Source organism: Gemella sp. 27098_8_149, assembly GCF_041433745.1.
Lineage (GTDB): Bacteria > Bacillota > Bacilli > Staphylococcales > Gemellaceae > Gemella.
Genome location: NZ_JAPWCB010000007.1, coordinates 58797 through 75195 on the forward strand (window position 1 = coordinate 58797; position 16399 = coordinate 75195).

Sequence of the window (16399 nt, forward strand, 5' to 3'; positions counted from 1 at the left end):
TATACATCTATTTATGTATTTATTATACACATAAAGACCTCAAGATTTCAGAGTCACATCTGAGTCTTGAGGTCTTTTCTTTATTATCTTGTTGTTTTTATTCTTGTAGCGACTACTGTTCCAACAGCTGCGATAATTGCTGATGCGTAGAATACGTATGAAGTACTAATATCCCAAAGAGCACCCATAATATACAGTCCTACTGCCATACTTAGTTGGAAACAGATGGCTGTATATAGATTTTGCATATCGATGATTTCTTTATTGTTGTAATCTTTATTCAGAATAAGAATAAAGGCGATATGAGCAACTGCGAATGTGATTGCATGGAATGTCTGCATAATTGTGAAAACATAGATGTTGTGGAACATAGCTAATGCTCCCCAACGAATAATTGCACAAACACCAGCGAAGATCATTAGATTTTTTGGCTTAATTCTTTTAACTAATCTTTTAGAGAAGATAAAGAATATTATTTCCGCAATAACTGATACGTTAAGAATAACTCCAGAAAGCCATTTAGCTGATATGTTCATACTTTCTAAATATAATGCATTGTAGTTATTATATGCAGTATGTGAAAGTTGATATAGGAATACAGTAATAATAAGTAATATTGCATTTCTATCTTTTAAGACCCAACTATATAAGCTCTCCTTTTCCTTTTTAGTATTTGGCTCTTCTAAGCTTAGATTTTTTACTAGCTTAGGTTGTGGTAAGAACATGAATACTAAATATAAAGCAACTAAAAATATTAGTATGTAATATAAAGCTCCATTACCAACATACCCTAAGATTCCACCGATAATTATACCGATTACCGTAAATCCTAATGAACCATATGTTCTAGCTTTGCCGTAATCTATATTTTCTTCACGTAAAAATAATGACGCTAGTCCTTCGACTAGGGGACTTACCATGAAGTAAATCATACCGAATAAAAATGTAATTAATCCAAGTACAATTTTTTCATTAGTAAATCCGTAACTCACCGCAAGAATTAATCCAATTCCTACAGATAGTTTTAAAGTAATATCAATATTATATTTTTTTATTAAATATGGACTTAAAAATATTCCACTAATAACCCTTGCGATATAAAGCATTGAAAATATCGAACTGGCTTCTAAGACGCTCAAGTTTTTTACTGATGTTAGATAAACCATCCAGAATGGTAAGAATGTCCCAGTTACTAAAAATTGTAGAAAGTAGTTAGTGGATAACCATGTTTTTGATGACATATTTACCTCCTATGCAAAATACACTTGAACTAACACAACTAAACTATTCATAAGAATATGTGAAATAATTGGAGTTAGTATACTTCTTGTGTGAATATATAGATAACTAAATACAAATGACATACCTATATAAATAACCATAATTGGAGAAATACCATCATGAGGTAGTGCAAAGATAATACCTGTAATTAGTGCTGGTATAGTGAATCTAATCCAATCTTTACTTCCAATCATAGCGTCGTAGAAGTATCCGAATACAGCTTTTCTAAAGAATAATTCTTCCATAATCGGACCAAGTACAGCAACATAAAGTATAAAGTATGGTTTCATTTTTATAATTTCAACGACATTACTAGTGTTTTTACTTTTAGTCTCAAAATTAAAAAAGTTTGATAGGTATACTAACAAACCATTGATGAAACCTTGTAATAACATCATTGAAACAAATCCGATAATACCAATAGCGATAACTGTAATTAGGTTGTATGTACTCTTCTGTCTATCTATATCATTTTTATTTTTTATAGCTAGTATACTAAGAATAATTGTAGCTGTAATAGATAAAAATAGCACGATGCTAACTCGATTATCAACGCTAATATTTCTAGGGAGTTGTAGTGGAAGTATAAATACTGCTAGTATATATATAAATCCACTAAGTAGTAAGTGGCTTACATTACCACGAGTAAATGAAATTCTCATAAACCCTCCTTAAATTATTTAATTACTATTTATTATAACACCTATAATTTATACATACAATAATTAGTATTTAAAATAAACAATATTATTAATAATAGATGTAAATCGGTTTAATAAATTAATTCTGAAAAATGTAATATAATTTTATGTATTTTTTCATTAATAAATTTAAATACCTTATGTTTTCATATTAATTTTTGTAATTTCTCTTGAAACTTTTTCATATTAATGTTAGAATATAAGAGTAAAAGCGAGCTGATGATGGTGAAAGTTCAGCAACAATATTGGCATTAAATACAATTTAATATTGTTAAAGTTGAGTTTTTACTAATCAGGGTGGAACCGCGGAAATTATTTCGTCCCTAGATGTGCTACGGCATATCTAGGGCTTTTTATATTTTATTAATTAGGAGGAAACAAACTATGGAGAAAATTTTATCTCTTGCAAAAAATAGAGGATTTGTATTTCAAGGATCTGAAATCTATGGTGGATTAGCTAATACTTGGGATTACGGTCCATTAGGAATTGAATTAAAAAATAACGTAAAAAAAGCATGGTGGAAAAAATTCATTCAAGAATCACCATATAACGTAGGGTTAGATGCAGCTATCTTCATGAACCCACGTACATGGGAAGCTTCAGGACACGTAGGTAACTTCAGTGATCCTATGATGGACTGTAAAGTATGTAAATCACGTCTTCGTGCTGACAAACTTATCGAAGAATATTACTTCAATGAAAAAAATGAAGATGTAGTAGTTGATGGTCTTCCATTCGAAGAATTAGAAGCTATTATCGATCGTGAAAACATTAAATGTCCAGAATGTGGTAGCCATGACTACACTAACATTCGTCAATTTAACCTTATGTTCAAAACTAACCAAGGTGTAGTAGAAAATTCTACAAGCCAAATTTACCTACGCCCAGAAACTGCACAAGGTATCTTCGTAAACTTCAAAAACGTACAACGTAGTATGCGTAAAAAATTACCATTCGGTATTGGACAAATCGGTAAATCATTCCGTAACGAAATCACACCAGGTAACTTTATCTTCCGTACTCGTGAATTCGAACAAATGGAATTAGAATTCTTCTGTGAACCAGGAACTGAATTAGATTGGCACACTACATGGAAAAATAACTGTGAAAAATTCTTATTAGACTTAGGTATGACTAAAGAAAATATCCGTCTACGTGACCACGATCAAGAAGAATTATCACACTATTCTAACGCAACTACTGACATTGAGTTCAAATTCCCATTCGGTTGGGGAGAACTTTGGGGTATTGCTTCAAGAACAGATTACGACTTAAAACAACATATGGAACACTCAGGTCAAGATTTAACTTACCAAGACTTAAGTACAAATGAAAAATTCATCCCATACTGTATCGAACCATCTGTAGGGGTTGACCGTGTACTTCTAGCGTTCTTATGTGATGCATACAATGAAGAAGAAGTTGGGGAAAATGATACTCGTACAGTTCTTAAATTCCACCCAGCATTAGCGCCTTACAAAGCAGCTATCTTACCACTTTCTAAAAAATTAAGTGATAAAGCTGTTGAAGTATATCAACAATTAGCTGCAGACTTCATGGTTGATTTCGATGAAACTGGATCAATCGGTAAGAGATATAGAAGACAAGACGAAGTTGGTACTCCATTCTGTATCACTTACGACTTCGAATCAGAAAACGATGGAATGGTAACTGTTCGTGATAGAGATACTATGGAACAAACTCGTATTCCAATCGCTGAATTAAAACAATACATCGAAGAAAAAATTAAATTCTAATTAAATGAACACTCAGAACATTTGTTCTGGGTGTTTTTTTTATGATGTAGTATTGAACTATTCTATAAATAAAATATTTAGTGGTACTTGTAATTAACTGAATAATAATGATATTATTAAATTATAGATGATTACGGAGGTAGTTTATGATAAAACATTTATTTTCCGATATGGATGGAACAGTTCTTAATAGTAAGGGAGAAATAAGTGAAGCGAGTATTAATGCTATAAAGAAAAGTGGATTACCTTTTACTTTAGTATCAGCGCGTTCTCCTCAAAAAATGGAGAATGTAATCAACACTCTGGGGATAGATGGTATTCATGTTTCATTTAATGGCGCGTTAATTTTTGAAAAGAAAAATAATGAGAAGATAATTTTGCATAGACAACCGATAGATTTTTCAATAGCGAAAAATTTGGTTTTAGACATAAGAGATAAATTTCCAAGTACTGGAATTAGTTTGTATGATGAGCTAAATTGGAATATCGATTTAGAAACTGATGTGATAAGGGGAGAATATAATATTGTAAAAGTTGCTTATAATATGCTAGATTTTAAAGAGTATTTTAAAGAAGAAAAAGACATTTATAAAGTTTCTTTTATTGAGTATGATAACGAAATTTTTGAGAAAATTGTAGATTATGTGCAAAAACAATATTCAAATGAAGAATTAACATTTCAACGATCACTTAATGGATACTTAGAAATTACGCATTTTAATGCTAAAAAATCTAAGGGGATTGAATTTATTAGTAATCTTGAAAAATTAACTAAAAAAGAGTTAGCAGCATTCGGTGATGGTCAAAATGATATACCGATGTTTGAAACTGTAGGTTATTCAATTGTTATGGGAAATGCTACTGATGATGTGAAAAAGTATGCAGATTATGTTACAAAATCAAATAATGAAGACGGTGTAGCATATGCTATTGAGAATTTTATCAAGAAGATATGATAATTTTAAAAAAGCGTATCTGAAAACTCATAGAAGCTGTGGTTTATAGATATCTAAATTCACTTTATAAAAGCTTTTTAGATATCTAAGAACTTGGGCGGGGGGGATTTGACAAAACTTTGTTTCTTAGGAAATCATGATTTTCAATGCACACCCTATATTACTCATATTAAATCAAAATAAAAGCAGTGGATTAATTCCACTGCCTTTTTAACTTTGTTATACTCCCAATTCGTTTTTTAACGCTTGCTGTAATACTTGTGAAAAGTTTACTTTTTTCTCTTTCCCTAAGTCTACTAACCATTTTGGTAAAGTAACCATTTTATTTACTGCTTTGTTTTCTTCTCTACGTCTAATAAAATCAGTATCAACATTAATTAATTGTAATTGTTGATTGTCGTTTAATTTAGATTGTAACTCTTGATATGTACTTGGTTTTGGTATACTCATTTTTTCATCTTCTAATACTAATAAATAACCCTCTAGAGCGTCTTTACTCATGTATAAAGCTTCTTCTAAATTATCACCAAAAGTAATACAACCTTTTAAATCTGGGAATGTTATATCTATATAATCTTTTTCTTGTGTAAATATTGCATAGTACATATATTTCATGTGGTTAACCTCCGAAAATCAAGGGGCTTTATTTCAAGCCCGCTTGTTTTAATATCTTTTGTGCCGTCCCTTTAGGTAAATCTCTCTTTGGGTGCGGTACAGTTATAAGATAATCTTTGTTAGGGTGCTTAAATTGGTGATGACTGCCTTTTATTCGGACTTCTTGCCAACCTAATTTATTAAGCTGTTTTATTAATTCTTTCGAACTCATGAGTTTACCTCCTAACAATATATATTTTAACATATGTTTTAACATATGTAAATAATTTTAAAGAAGATTATTCATTTTAATCTTTTCATCTTGAAATATTTCTATTTTGCTTTTCAGTTTCTAAAATGATTTTCACTAAAAAAATAGGTTTTTTACTCTAACTTCGGAGAGTTTTCGTAGAGTGTTTTTAAAAAGTCTATTGTATCGGGTCTCTAGAGTACTTGAAAGTTAAACGTCTGTTTTTTGTTATGTAAATCAATTATTTTATAAAGAATCTAATATCAAAGTTCTTATTTTATTTCATAAATGTTGAAAAAATTAAAAACATCCGATTTTTCTTATGTTTATACTTGATTAATATTCAAACAAGTAGTATAATTTGAATTATAGACGTACGATGAAAATATTTTATACAAATAAACGTTTGAAAAACGTACATTTAAAACGAAAAAGGAGCTTAAAGTATGAAAGTTGCGGTGATTATGGGTTCGAAGTCGGATTATACAACGATGGAAGAAACTTGTAAGTTGTTAGAAGAATTTGAAATTCCTTTTGATAAAAAAGTAGTAAGTGCACATAGAACACCTGATCTTTTAGTTGAATTCTCTAAAAATGCGAAGAGTAATGGTTATTCGTTGATTATTGCGGCGGCGGGAGGAGCGGCACATCTTCCTGGTATGGTTGCTTCTATGACGACATTACCAGTCATTGGTGTTCCGATTAAATCGAGTGTTCTTAGTGGAGTTGATTCGTTGTATTCAATAGTTCAGATGCCAGCTGGTGTCCCAGTCTTAACTATGGCAATCGGTGTAGCTGGAGCAAAAAATGCTGCTATTAGTGCCTTATCAATACTAGGAATTTTTGATGAAAAGTATGCTGCTAAGTACGAACAATTTAAAAAAGAACAAGAAAGAATAGTATTGGAAGAGATGAAACTATGATTAAGACGATATTACCAGGAAAAACTATAGGAATAATCGGTGGTGGTCAACTAGGAAGAATGCTTGCTATGAGTGCCAAAGAGATGGGCTATAAAATTGCTGTTCTAGATCCTAGTGATAGTTGTTGTGCGAAGATTTTCAGCGATATCTTCATTCAAGCTGAGTTCGATGATTTCGCAAGTGTTGAAAAGTTATGTTCAGCATCTGATGTTATTACTTTTGAATTTGAGAATATCAATGCAGCTTCTTTAGAAAAGTTTGAGAAAAAGTATAATATTGTACAAAGTGCAGAAGTACTGAGAACTACTCAACACAGATATTATGAAAAAGAATTCGCTAGAAAACTAGACATTCCAACAGTAGATTATATATATGTTGAAGAAGATAAAAATGTAGAAATAACTAAACCATATTTAATGAAAACTGTACGTTTTGGTTATGATGGAAAAGGTCAGAAAAAAATAAATTCTAGTGAAGAAGTAGAGACACATACATTACTAGAAGAGTTCGTAAAACTGGATAAAGAAATCTCGGTAGTTGCGGTTAAAGATAAAGACGAGGTAAATATCGTCGCAGTAGTAGAAAATGAACATAGAAATAATATTTTATATCGTTCGAAAGTACCAACTACAGCAACTAAAGAACAAGAATCTCTAGCAATAGAATATACGAAACGAATCCTTAGTAACTTTGACTATTACGGAGTACTTACTGTTGAGTTTTTTATAAGTGAAGGGAAAGTTATTTTTAATGAAATAGCACCACGAGTTCACAATTCTGGTCATATAACAATGCAAAGTGCGACAAAGAGTCAATTTAAAGCTCATATTGAAGCTATTTGTGGTTTAAAAGTTGGTAAGATAGAGAATATAGAAACGACATTTTATAATATACTTGGTCAAAACTTAGATTATTATATAGATGTGTATAAAAACAAAGGTGGTTACTTACACTTATATGAAAAAGAACCACGCCAAGATAGAAAAATAGGACATATTAATTTTTACGGTGATGTAATTTTAGGAGGAGAACATGACTAATAAACGAATTTTTGTAAAGAAACGCAATGGATATAATAAAGAAGAATTACAATTACGAGACAACTTGAACTTAGAGTTTAATCTAGGTCTTGACTCTGTGGAGTTGTATGTAATTTATGATGTCTTTAATATTGATGAAGAAACTTATGAACTAGCTAAAACTTCTGTGTTTTCTGAGATTGTTGTTGATGAAGTGTTTGAAGATATTGAGCTTAATGATGGGAAGTACTTCGCTTATGAAGTGTTACCTGCTCAATATGATCAAAGAGCTGACAGCGCAAAAGAAAGCATAAGATTGCTTAACTCGAAAAGTAAAGCAACTGTACGAAGTGGTAAGCTAGTTCTTTTTAATAAACAACTTACAAATGAGCAATTAAATCTTGTAGAAAGTTACTTAGTAAATCCTATTGAAGCTCGTAAAAAAGATTTATCAATTCTTGACTTTACACTAGATTCCAAGCCAAAACCACTAAAAGACTTAGCTGGATTTTTAGAGTTTGATAAAGATGAGTTACTTGGTCTAAAAAAAGAATTTTCTCTAGCTATGAATATTGAAGACCTAGTATTTATTCAAGATTACTTTAGAAAAGAAGGTCGTGTTCCTACTGAAACGGAAATCTACGTATTAGATTGTTACTGGAGTGACCACTGCCGACACACTACTTTCGAGACAGTGTTAGATGAAGTAAAAATTGAGTCAGAACTTTTCCAAAAAGAGATGCAAGATGCATTTGACTATTACTTAAAAGTGCGTGAAGAACTTGATCGTAACGATAAACCTATCACGCTTATGGATATGGCGAGTATTATCGGTAAATATCATGTAAAAGTATTAAAAGATGAAAATATTGAAGTAAGTGAAGAAATTAATGCATGTTCATTCTTTACTACTATAGAAAATAATGGTGAAAAAGAACGTTGGTTAATTCAATTCAAAAATGAAACCCATAACCACCCAAGTGAAATCGAACCATTCGGGGGAGCTAGTACTTGTATAGGGGGAGCTATTAGAGACCCACTATCTGGACGTAGTTACGTATATCAAGCTATGCGTATTTCAGGAAGTGGTAATATATTACAAAAACGTGAAGATACTTTAAAACACAAACTTCCTCAAATAGATATAGCTAAAGGAACTGCACATGGTAACTCATCTTACGGTAACCAAATTGGTCTTGCGACTACTTTTGTTCGTGAATTATATGATGATAGTTATGTAGCTAAACATATGGAAGTTGGAGCTGTAGTCGGAGCTGTTAAGGACGGAGATTATAAACGTGAAACTCTTGTCGATGGTGATATCGTTGTAATGATAGGTGGTAGAACTGGTCGTGATGGTATTCAAGGTGCGAGTGGTTCAAGTGTAGAACATACTAATGATTCATTAAATACTATGTCTAGCCAAGTTCAAAAAGGTAATGCTCCAGAAGAACGCAAGTTACAACGTTTATTTAGAAAACCAGAAGTTACAAGACTTATTAAAAAATGTAATGACTTCGGTGCTGGTGGTGTTTGTGTAGCTATCGGTGAGCTTTCTGACGGTATTGAAATTCATTTAGAAAAAGTTCTTACTAAATATCAAGGCTTAAATGCGACAGAATTAGCAACTAGTGAATCTCAGGAACGTATGGCAGTAGCTATTGATAAAAAAGACTACGAGGCATTTATTCGTGAATGTGAGAAAGAAAATATTGAATACGCTCATGTTGCTACGGTAACTAATAGACGTAGATTAGAAATGTATTACAACGATGAGAAAGTTGTTGATATGAGTGCTGATTTCTTAGAAACAAGTGGTGTTCGTCAAAGATCATCAGTTACGATGAAAGATAATACTGCGGCTAATCCATTCTTAAATAAAGAAGTAACTCGTGAAAATATCTTAAGCGAGTTAGGGGAATTAAATGTAACTTGTCAAAAAGGTCTGGCGCAAAAATTCGACTCTTCAATTGGTGTAACTACTGTACTTATGCCTTTTGCTGGAAAACACAAACTTACACCAGTTCAAGCGAGTGTTCAAGCATTACCAACATTACATACAACAAGTGATACAGCGACAATCTTAACTTATGGATTTATTCCAAAAATTTCGTACTACTCACCATTCCTATCATCTATTTATGCGGTGTTAGAATCAGTAGCGAAAGTTTACGCGGTGGGAGGAAATAAAGATAGCTTATACTTCTCATTCCAAGAATACTTCGAAAAATTGGGTACTGACAGTACTAAATGGGGTAAAGTTACTCAAAGTTTATTAGGAAGTATTTATGCTCAAAAAGAAATTGGTAGACCTAGTATCGGTGGTAAGGATAGTATGTCAGGTACTTTCAATGATTTAAATGTAGTAGAAACATTAATTTCATTCGCTTGTACACCTGTAAAAATAGCGGATGTAATTACTCCAGAGCTAAAAAAAGTTGGTAATAAATTGTACTATGTTCCTGTAGAAAAAGATGAAAAAGGATATCCAGACATTAAGAAAACTTTAGAAAATTATGAACTTGTTCATAAGTATATTAAAGAAGGTAAGATAGTATCTGCATATGTCCAAGAAGAAGGTAGTATCGCCGCTTCATTAGTGAAGATGTCACTAGGTAATGATCTTGGCTTTGAAGTTGAAAAAGAAAATATTCTTAACTTTGATCCAGCGTCTCTAGTAGTAGAAGCAACAACTGAGCTACCATTTGAAAAATTAGGAGAAGTCAGTGAAAGAATTATAATTAATAACGAAGTGTTTATGCATAAAGATATTTACGAAGCATACACAAAAACACTAAATAAAGTTTATCCATTATATCAAAATGAAGATAAAGGTAATGTTGAAAATCTTCACACTGAATATAAAGAGAAAAAATATTATCCAGAATATGTAGAAGATGTAAAAGTAGTTATTCCAGTATTCCCTGGTACAAACTGTGAGTACGATAGTGAAAAAGCCTTCTTAGAAGCGGGAGCTACACCAATTACAGTAGTTATTAGAAATACTCGTGAAAATGATATTGAACAATCTATAGAAGAATTCACAAAAGCTATTGAACAGTCTCATATCATTATGTTCCCTGGAGGATTCTCGAGTGGGGATGAGCCAGATGGAAGTGCTAAATATATTGTAAACTTCTTAAAAAATGAAAAAGTTAAAGATGCGATTCATAAACACCTTGCTCAGAAAAAATTAATCTTAGGTGTGTGTAACGGATTCCAAGCATTACTTAAATCAGGACTATTACCATACGGTGAAGTTAGAGAGTTGGCAGAAGATGACCTAACACTATACAGAAATGATAGTTACGAACATATTTCAACAACAGCCTTTACTCGTGTAGCTAATACTAACTCTCCTTGGTTACAAGATTTTAATATTGGAGATCAACACGAAGTAGTGTTCAGTCATGGTGAAGGTAAAGTAGTAGGGCTTAATATTAACAAATTTAAACATCTTGTCGCTTTCCAATATAGTGATTTCGATGGTAATGCTACATTAAACGGTCGCTTCAATCCTAACGGCTCAGTTCTAGCTACTGAAGGATTAGTTAGTGAAGATGGGCTTATCTTAGGAAAAATGGGACACAGTGAAAGATACGGAGCTACATTATATAAAACAAACACAATAAAAGTAAAACAAGATATTTTCAAAAACGGTGTGAATTACTTCAAAGGGGGAAGAAAATAATGAAACTTTTATACGAAGGAAAAGCTAAACAACTGTTCGAATGTGAAAACAATGATGAAATATATGTACATTATAAAAATAGTGCTACTGCCTTCAACGGTGTAAAAAAAGAAGAATTTGAAGGTAAGGGAGTATTCAATAATACAATTACTTCACTAATCTTCGAATACTTAGTAAAACAAGGTGTAAAAACACACTTCATTAAAAAAGTAAATGAAACAGATCAGATTTGTAAGCATGTTACTATTATTCCTTTAGAAGTAATTGTACGTAATATAGTAGCTGGTTCTATGGCAAAAAAATATGGACTTGAAGAAGGGAAAAAATTAAAAAAACCAGTATTTGAATTAAGTTATAAAAATGATGAACTAAATGACCCACTAATTAACAATGATCATGCGGTGGCATTAGAAATCGTTACAGAAGAAGAGTTAGAAAATATCCGTACTCAAGCTTTAAAAATCAACGAATTATTACAAAAATTATACTTAGATGCAAACTTAGTACTTGTTGATTTTAAAATTGAATTCGGAAAAACTAAAGACGGTGAAATAATTCTAGCTGATGAAATTTCTCCAGATACATGTCGTCTTTGGGATAAGGATACAAATGAGAAATTAGACAAAGATAGATTCAGAAGAGATTTAGGTTCAGTAATGGAAGCTTATGAAGAAGTTTTAAGGAGATTAAAAAATGCGTAGTCTTAATGAAGAATGTGGAGTATTCGGTATTTGGGGACATCCTGAAGCTAGTAATGTGACATATTTTGGTTTACATAGTTTGCAACATAGAGGTCAAGAAGGAGCAGGAATTGTTTCTAAAGAAGGTACTAAACTAAGAGGACATCGTGATCTTGGTTTGGTTTCTGAGGTGTTTCGTGATAAGGAAAAATTAGAAAGACTAGTTGGAGAAAGTGCTATTGGGCATGTTAGATATGCGACTAGTGGAAGCAATAGTATTCAAAATATCCAACCATTTCTATTTCATTTCTATGATATGAGTGTTGGTATTTGTCATAATGGTAATTTAATTAATGCTAAAACTCTAAAAAAAGAATTAGAACAGCAAGGTGCAATATTCCATTCTTCTTCAGATACAGAAGTACTTATTCATCTTATTAGAAGAAGTAAAAAAGAAACTTTTAAAGAGCAGCTTAAAGAAAGTTTGAATATTATTAAAGGTGGATTTACATATCTAGTATTAACGGAAAAAACTCTTTATGGTGCGGTTGATCCAAATGGTTTTAGACCTTTAGCGATAGGTAAGATGAAAAATGGAGCGTACGTGGCTGCGAGTGAAACTTGTGCACTAGATGTAGTCGGTGCTGAGTTCGTGTGTAATGTAGGTGCTGGAGAGCTAGTTACTATTAATGATAAAGGTATAAGAATTGAAAAATATACTGAAGATACACAAGTAGCAATCGCTGCGATGGAATATGTATACTTTGCTAGACCAGACTCTAACATTGCTGGAATTAATGTTCATAGTGCTAGAAAAAGAACAGGACGTGCACTTGCTAAAGAACAACCAACACCAGATGCAGATATGGTAATTGGGGTACCTAACTCATCATTATCAGCTGCTAGTGGTTACGCAGAAGAAAGTGGGCTTCCATATGAAATGGGACTAATTAAAAATCAATATGTAGCTCGTACATTTATTCAGCCCACTCAGGAACTTCGTGAACAAGGAGTAAGAATGAAACTGTCAGCGGTTAGAGGTGTAGTTCAAGGTAAGAGTATAGTCTTAGTCGATGACTCGATAGTACGTGGTACTACAAGTAAGAGAATTGTTCAATTGTTAAAAGAAGCGGGAGCAAGAGAAGTACACGTAAGAATAGCTTGTCCATCACTTATGTTCCCAAGTTTTTATGGCATAGATATTTCTACTACGGAAGAACTTATCTCAGCAAATAAAACAAATGAGGAAATTTGTGAAATTATCGGAGCGGATTCACTAGGCTTCCTAAGTGAACAAGGATTAATAGATTCTATTGGTTTAAACTATGATGCACCATATACGGGATTATGTATGGAATGCTACAACGGAGACTATAGTGCTGGACTATACGATTATGAAGAAAGTTATGTGAATTCTATGACAGATATTCAAAAAGAGTTTCTAAAAGAAAGGGGAAGAATGTAATGAGTAAAAAGTATGAAGAAAGTGGTGTAAGTCTACAAGCCGGTTATGAAAGTGTTGAACGTATTAAGAAACACGTAGCACGTACTAAAAATCTTGGTATGATGTCAGCTATCGGTGGTTTTGGGGGAGCGTTTGACCTTAGTAGTTATAACTTTAAAAATCCTGTATTAGTTAGTGGTACTGACGGAGTAGGTACAAAATTAAAACTTGCATTCGAATTAGATATTCACAATACTATCGGTATCGATGTTGTTGCGATGTGTGCCAACGATATACTAGCTCAAGGTGCCATTCCATTATTTTTCTTAGATTATTTAGCAGTAGGTAAAAACTACCCTGAACAAGTAGAAGCGATAGTAGAAGGGGTTGCGGAAGGTTGTGTTCAAGCAGGATGTGCGATAGTCGGTGGGGAAACTGCTGAGATGGCAGGATTTTATGAAGATGGGGAATACGATATCGCAGGATTCTGTGTAGGAGCTCAAGAGAAAGAATTATTATTAAGTACAGAAAACACAAAAGCAGGACAAGTAGTAATTGGTCTACCATCAAGTGGTGTACATTCTAATGGCTTCTCATTAGTAAGAAAAATTTTAAAAGATAATAATATTGGTTTAAACGAAGAATTTAACGGAAGTACAGTAGGGGAAACTTTATTAACACCTACTAAAATCTATGTAAAAGAAGTACTGAAAGTACTAGAAGAGGTTAAAGTAGCAGGAATAGCTCATATTACTGGGGGAGGTTTCCATGAGAATTTACCTCGTGCTTTAAAAGATGGATTAGGTATGAAAATTGATAAAAGTTCATATGAAGTACCAGAGATATTTAAGTACCTACAAGAAAAAGGTAAAATTGATGAAGAAGAAATGTATCATATCTTTAATATGGGTGTAGGCATGATATTAATAGTAAACAAGGAAGATGTAGATAAAACTTTATCATTAATTGATAATGCATTTGTCCTTGGAGAAGTAACAGACGAAAGTGGAATAGAAATAGTATGAAGAAAGTAGCGATATTTGCATCAGGAACAGGAAGTAATTTCGAAAAAATTGCAGATGATGAAAGATTAAAAGATAAAATCTCAATTGAGCTATTAGTATGCGATAGAAAAGATGCAGCAGTTATTAGAAAAGCACATGATAGAAATATTAAAGTATTTATATTCTCCGCGAAAGATTTTGAATCAAAAGAAGCATACGAAAGTGTAATTTTTGAGAAAGTTAAAGATTTAGATTATATATTTTTAGCGGGGTATATGAGAATTATTTCTCCGTATTTCTTAGAAAGGTATAAGAAGACAATTCTAAATTTACATCCATCATTATTACCGAAATTTAAAGGTAAAGATGCTATTAAACAAGCATTCAATGCAGGAGAGAAAGAAATAGGAATTAGTATTCATTATGTAAATGAAGAGCTTGATGGTGGAGAAGTAATCGCTCAAAGATCATTTGAAGTACAAGAAGATGATACTATAGAAACTGTTACTGAAAAAGTACATAAACTAGAACATAAATTATATCCAGAAGTAATATTAAAGTTAGTTGAGGAGGCACTATGACTAAAAGAGCATTAATAAGTGTAAGTGATAAAACAAATATAGTAGAATTTGCAAAAGGTTTAGAAAAACATGGTTTCGAAGTTATTAGTACAGGTGGAACTTTTACACATTTAAAAAATAATGGAGTAAGTTGTATTAGTATCGAGGACGTTACTCACTTTCCAGAAATTTTAGAAGGACGTGTAAAAACTTTGCACCCTAAAATTCATGGTGGATTACTATCAAAACGAGGTAATGAGCTTCATAATAAACACGTAGCTGAAAATAATATCGAGTATATTGATTTAGTTTGCGTAAACTTATATCCTTTTGAAGCTACAGTTAAAAAAGAAGGAGTTAGCGAAGAAGAGATTATCGAGAACATTGATATTGGTGGTCCAAGTATGCTAAGAAGTGCTGCTAAAAACTTTAATGATGTAGCGGTAGTTACTGATATTAATGATTATTCTAAGATTCTTGAAGAACTGGAACAAGGTGGAATCTCGTACGAAACACGTCGTGCTTTAGCTATAAAAGTATTTAATACAACAGCTAGTTATGATGCTGCTATCGCAAATTACTTTAATAAAAAAGATAATCTTATACCTGAAAGATTAACATTATCTTATAAACTTCAAGATAGTCTTCGATATGGGGAGAACCCTCATCAAAAAGCTTATCACTATGTACAAGATAATAATGAAAGTTATGCCCTTCAAAATGCTGTGCAACTTCATGGTAAGGAAATGTCATACAATAATATTCAGGACGCTTCTGCAGCTTTAGATATCCTTTCAGAGTTTGATGAAACTACATGTGTTGCTGTTAAACATATGAATCCATGTGGAGTAGCGACAGGAAGTTCTGTATTTGAAGCATATAGTAGAGCTTACGAAGCGGATCCTGTATCAATTTTCGGAGGAATCGTTGCAGTAAATGGCAAAGTAGATAAAGAAACTGCTGAAAAAATGCACAGTATCTTCTTAGAAATTATTTTAGCGACAGATTATGATGAAGAAGCATTAGAAATACTAACTAAGAAGAAAAATCTACGTATTTACAAACTTTCTGAGAAAAATAATAATCATGAACAACAAATAAAAAGTGTTCGTGGTGGAATCTTAGTACAAGATTTTAACGATAAACTTGCTGATGAATACGAAAGTGTAACCGAGAAAAAAGTTGATGTAACTCAACAAAAAGATATTGAGTTTGGCTTAAAAGTAGTAAAACATGTTAAATCAAATGCAATAGTAGTTGTAAAAGATAGACAAACTCTAGGAATTGGTGCTGGTCAGATGAATAGAGTAGGTTCATGTAAAATAGCTCTTGAACAAGCAGGAGAAAAAGCGAGAGGTGCAGTCTTAGCTTCTGATGCATTCTTCCCAATGCGAGATAGCGCTGATTTAGCAGCTGATTATGGTATTGCTGCGATAGTGCAACCAGGTGGTTCTATTCGTGATCAAGAAAGTATAGATGCATGTAATGAGAAAGGTGTGGCGATGGTCTTCAGTAAAATACGTCACTTTAAACACTAA

At 32.3% G+C, this 16399-nt stretch carries 14 protein-coding genes; 10 read left to right on the forward strand and 4 right to left on the reverse strand.

What is annotated here, in order from left to right:
• Positions 1-83: 83 nt before the first annotated feature.
• Entirely contained in the window at positions 84-1241 is a 1158-nt protein-coding gene (locus O3801_RS04740; RefSeq protein ID WP_371454226.1) for an MFS transporter, read from the reverse strand.
• 9 nt (positions 1242-1250) lie between these two features.
• A complete protein-coding gene (locus O3801_RS04745; RefSeq protein WP_371454227.1) occupies positions 1251-1943 on the reverse strand; it encodes a CPBP family intramembrane glutamic endopeptidase in 693 nt (230 codons plus the stop codon).
• Between the two features lie 423 nt (positions 1944-2366).
• Between O3801_RS04745 and O3801_RS04750 the strand changes: the two genes are divergently transcribed.
• Positions 2367-3740 (forward strand): glycine--tRNA ligase, encoded by a 1374-nt coding sequence (locus tag O3801_RS04750; protein ID WP_371454228.1) that lies wholly within the window; start codon positions 2367-2369, stop codon positions 3738-3740.
• A 146-nt stretch (positions 3741-3886) separates the two neighbouring features.
• Complete coding sequence (locus tag O3801_RS04755) at positions 3887-4696, forward strand: Cof-type HAD-IIB family hydrolase (RefSeq protein ID WP_371454229.1); 810 nt, start codon at positions 3887-3889, stop codon at positions 4694-4696.
• A 219-nt stretch (positions 4697-4915) separates the two neighbouring features.
• Here O3801_RS04755 and O3801_RS04760 read toward each other — a convergent pair whose 3' ends face one another.
• Together O3801_RS04760 and O3801_RS04765 are read right to left on the reverse strand one after the other, a co-directional pair.
• Positions 4916-5311 (reverse strand): type II toxin-antitoxin system HicB family antitoxin, encoded by a 396-nt coding sequence (locus O3801_RS04760; RefSeq protein ID WP_371454230.1) that lies wholly within the window; start codon positions 5309-5311, stop codon positions 4916-4918.
• A gap of 28 nt (positions 5312-5339) precedes the next feature.
• Positions 5340-5522, reverse strand: coding sequence for a type II toxin-antitoxin system HicA family toxin (locus O3801_RS04765; protein ID WP_271965256.1), 183 nt, complete (start codon positions 5520-5522; stop codon positions 5340-5342).
• A 464-nt stretch (positions 5523-5986) separates the two neighbouring features.
• Between O3801_RS04765 and purE the strand changes: the two genes are divergently transcribed.
• Genes purE through purH form a run of 8 tightly spaced genes read left to right on the forward strand, consistent with a single transcriptional unit; the run spans position 5987 to position 16399 of the window.
• Positions 5987-6463 (forward strand): 5-(carboxyamino)imidazole ribonucleotide mutase, encoded by a 477-nt coding sequence (gene purE, locus O3801_RS04770; RefSeq protein WP_371454231.1) that lies wholly within the window; start codon positions 5987-5989, stop codon positions 6461-6463.
• Entirely contained in the window at positions 6460-7503 is a 1044-nt protein-coding gene (locus O3801_RS04775) for a 5-(carboxyamino)imidazole ribonucleotide synthase (protein WP_371454232.1), read from the forward strand. Before purE ends, O3801_RS04775 begins: the two co-directional genes overlap by 4 nt.
• Positions 7496-11173 carry a phosphoribosylformylglycinamidine synthase gene (locus O3801_RS04780; RefSeq protein ID WP_371454233.1) on the forward strand — a complete coding sequence of 1226 codons (3678 nt, stop codon included), beginning with the start codon at positions 7496-7498 and terminating at the stop codon, positions 11171-11173. The genes O3801_RS04775 and O3801_RS04780 overlap by 8 nt, the downstream gene beginning before the upstream one ends.
• Entirely contained in the window at positions 11173-11874 is a 702-nt protein-coding gene (purC, locus tag O3801_RS04785) for a phosphoribosylaminoimidazolesuccinocarboxamide synthase (RefSeq protein WP_371454234.1), read from the forward strand. Before O3801_RS04780 ends, purC begins: the two co-directional genes overlap by 1 nt.
• A complete protein-coding gene (gene purF, locus O3801_RS04790; protein ID WP_371454235.1) occupies positions 11867-13318 on the forward strand; it encodes an amidophosphoribosyltransferase in 1452 nt (483 codons plus the stop codon). Before purC ends, purF begins: the two co-directional genes overlap by 8 nt.
• Positions 13318-14322, forward strand: a complete 1005-nt coding sequence (gene purM / locus O3801_RS04795; protein WP_371454236.1) for a phosphoribosylformylglycinamidine cyclo-ligase — start codon at positions 13318-13320, stop codon at positions 14320-14322. Before purF ends, purM begins: the two co-directional genes overlap by 1 nt.
• Positions 14319-14882: a phosphoribosylglycinamide formyltransferase gene (purN, locus tag O3801_RS04800; RefSeq protein WP_371454237.1), complete on the forward strand. Its 564-nt coding sequence runs from the start codon at positions 14319-14321 to the stop codon at positions 14880-14882. Before purM ends, purN begins: the two co-directional genes overlap by 4 nt.
• On the forward strand, positions 14879-16399 hold the full coding sequence (gene purH, locus O3801_RS04805) for a bifunctional phosphoribosylaminoimidazolecarboxamide formyltransferase/IMP cyclohydrolase (RefSeq protein WP_371454238.1): 1521 nt from the start codon (positions 14879-14881) through the stop codon (positions 16397-16399). Before purN ends, purH begins: the two co-directional genes overlap by 4 nt.

Excerpts from the sequence above, each read along its gene's own strand:
- O3801_RS04740 (WP_371454226.1), bottom strand. The coding sequence starts at position 1,241 with ATGTCATCAAAAACATGGTTATCCACTAACTACTTTCTACAATTTTTA.
- O3801_RS04745 (WP_371454227.1), bottom strand. The coding sequence starts at position 1,943 with ATGAGAATTTCATTTACTCGTGGTAATGTAAGCCACTTACTACTTAGT.
- O3801_RS04750 (WP_371454228.1), top strand. The coding sequence starts at position 2,367 with ATGGAGAAAATTTTATCTCTTGCAAAAAATAGAGGATTTGTATTTCAA.
- O3801_RS04755 (WP_371454229.1), top strand. The coding sequence starts at position 3,887 with ATGATAAAACATTTATTTTCCGATATGGATGGAACAGTTCTTAATAGT.
- O3801_RS04760 (WP_371454230.1), bottom strand. The coding sequence starts at position 5,311 with ATGAAATATATGTACTATGCAATATTTACACAAGAAAAAGATTATATA.
- O3801_RS04765 (WP_271965256.1), bottom strand. The coding sequence starts at position 5,522 with ATGAGTTCGAAAGAATTAATAAAACAGCTTAATAAATTAGGTTGGCAA.
- purE (WP_371454231.1), top strand. The coding sequence starts at position 5,987 with ATGAAAGTTGCGGTGATTATGGGTTCGAAGTCGGATTATACAACGATG.
- O3801_RS04775 (WP_371454232.1), top strand. The coding sequence starts at position 6,460 with ATGATTAAGACGATATTACCAGGAAAAACTATAGGAATAATCGGTGGT.
- O3801_RS04780 (WP_371454233.1), top strand. The coding sequence starts at position 7,496 with ATGACTAATAAACGAATTTTTGTAAAGAAACGCAATGGATATAATAAA.
- purC (WP_371454234.1), top strand. The coding sequence starts at position 11,173 with ATGAAACTTTTATACGAAGGAAAAGCTAAACAACTGTTCGAATGTGAA.
- purF (WP_371454235.1), top strand. The coding sequence starts at position 11,867 with ATGCGTAGTCTTAATGAAGAATGTGGAGTATTCGGTATTTGGGGACAT.
- purM (WP_371454236.1), top strand. The coding sequence starts at position 13,318 with ATGAGTAAAAAGTATGAAGAAAGTGGTGTAAGTCTACAAGCCGGTTAT.
- purN (WP_371454237.1), top strand. The coding sequence starts at position 14,319 with ATGAAGAAAGTAGCGATATTTGCATCAGGAACAGGAAGTAATTTCGAA.
- purH (WP_371454238.1), top strand. The coding sequence starts at position 14,879 with ATGACTAAAAGAGCATTAATAAGTGTAAGTGATAAAACAAATATAGTA.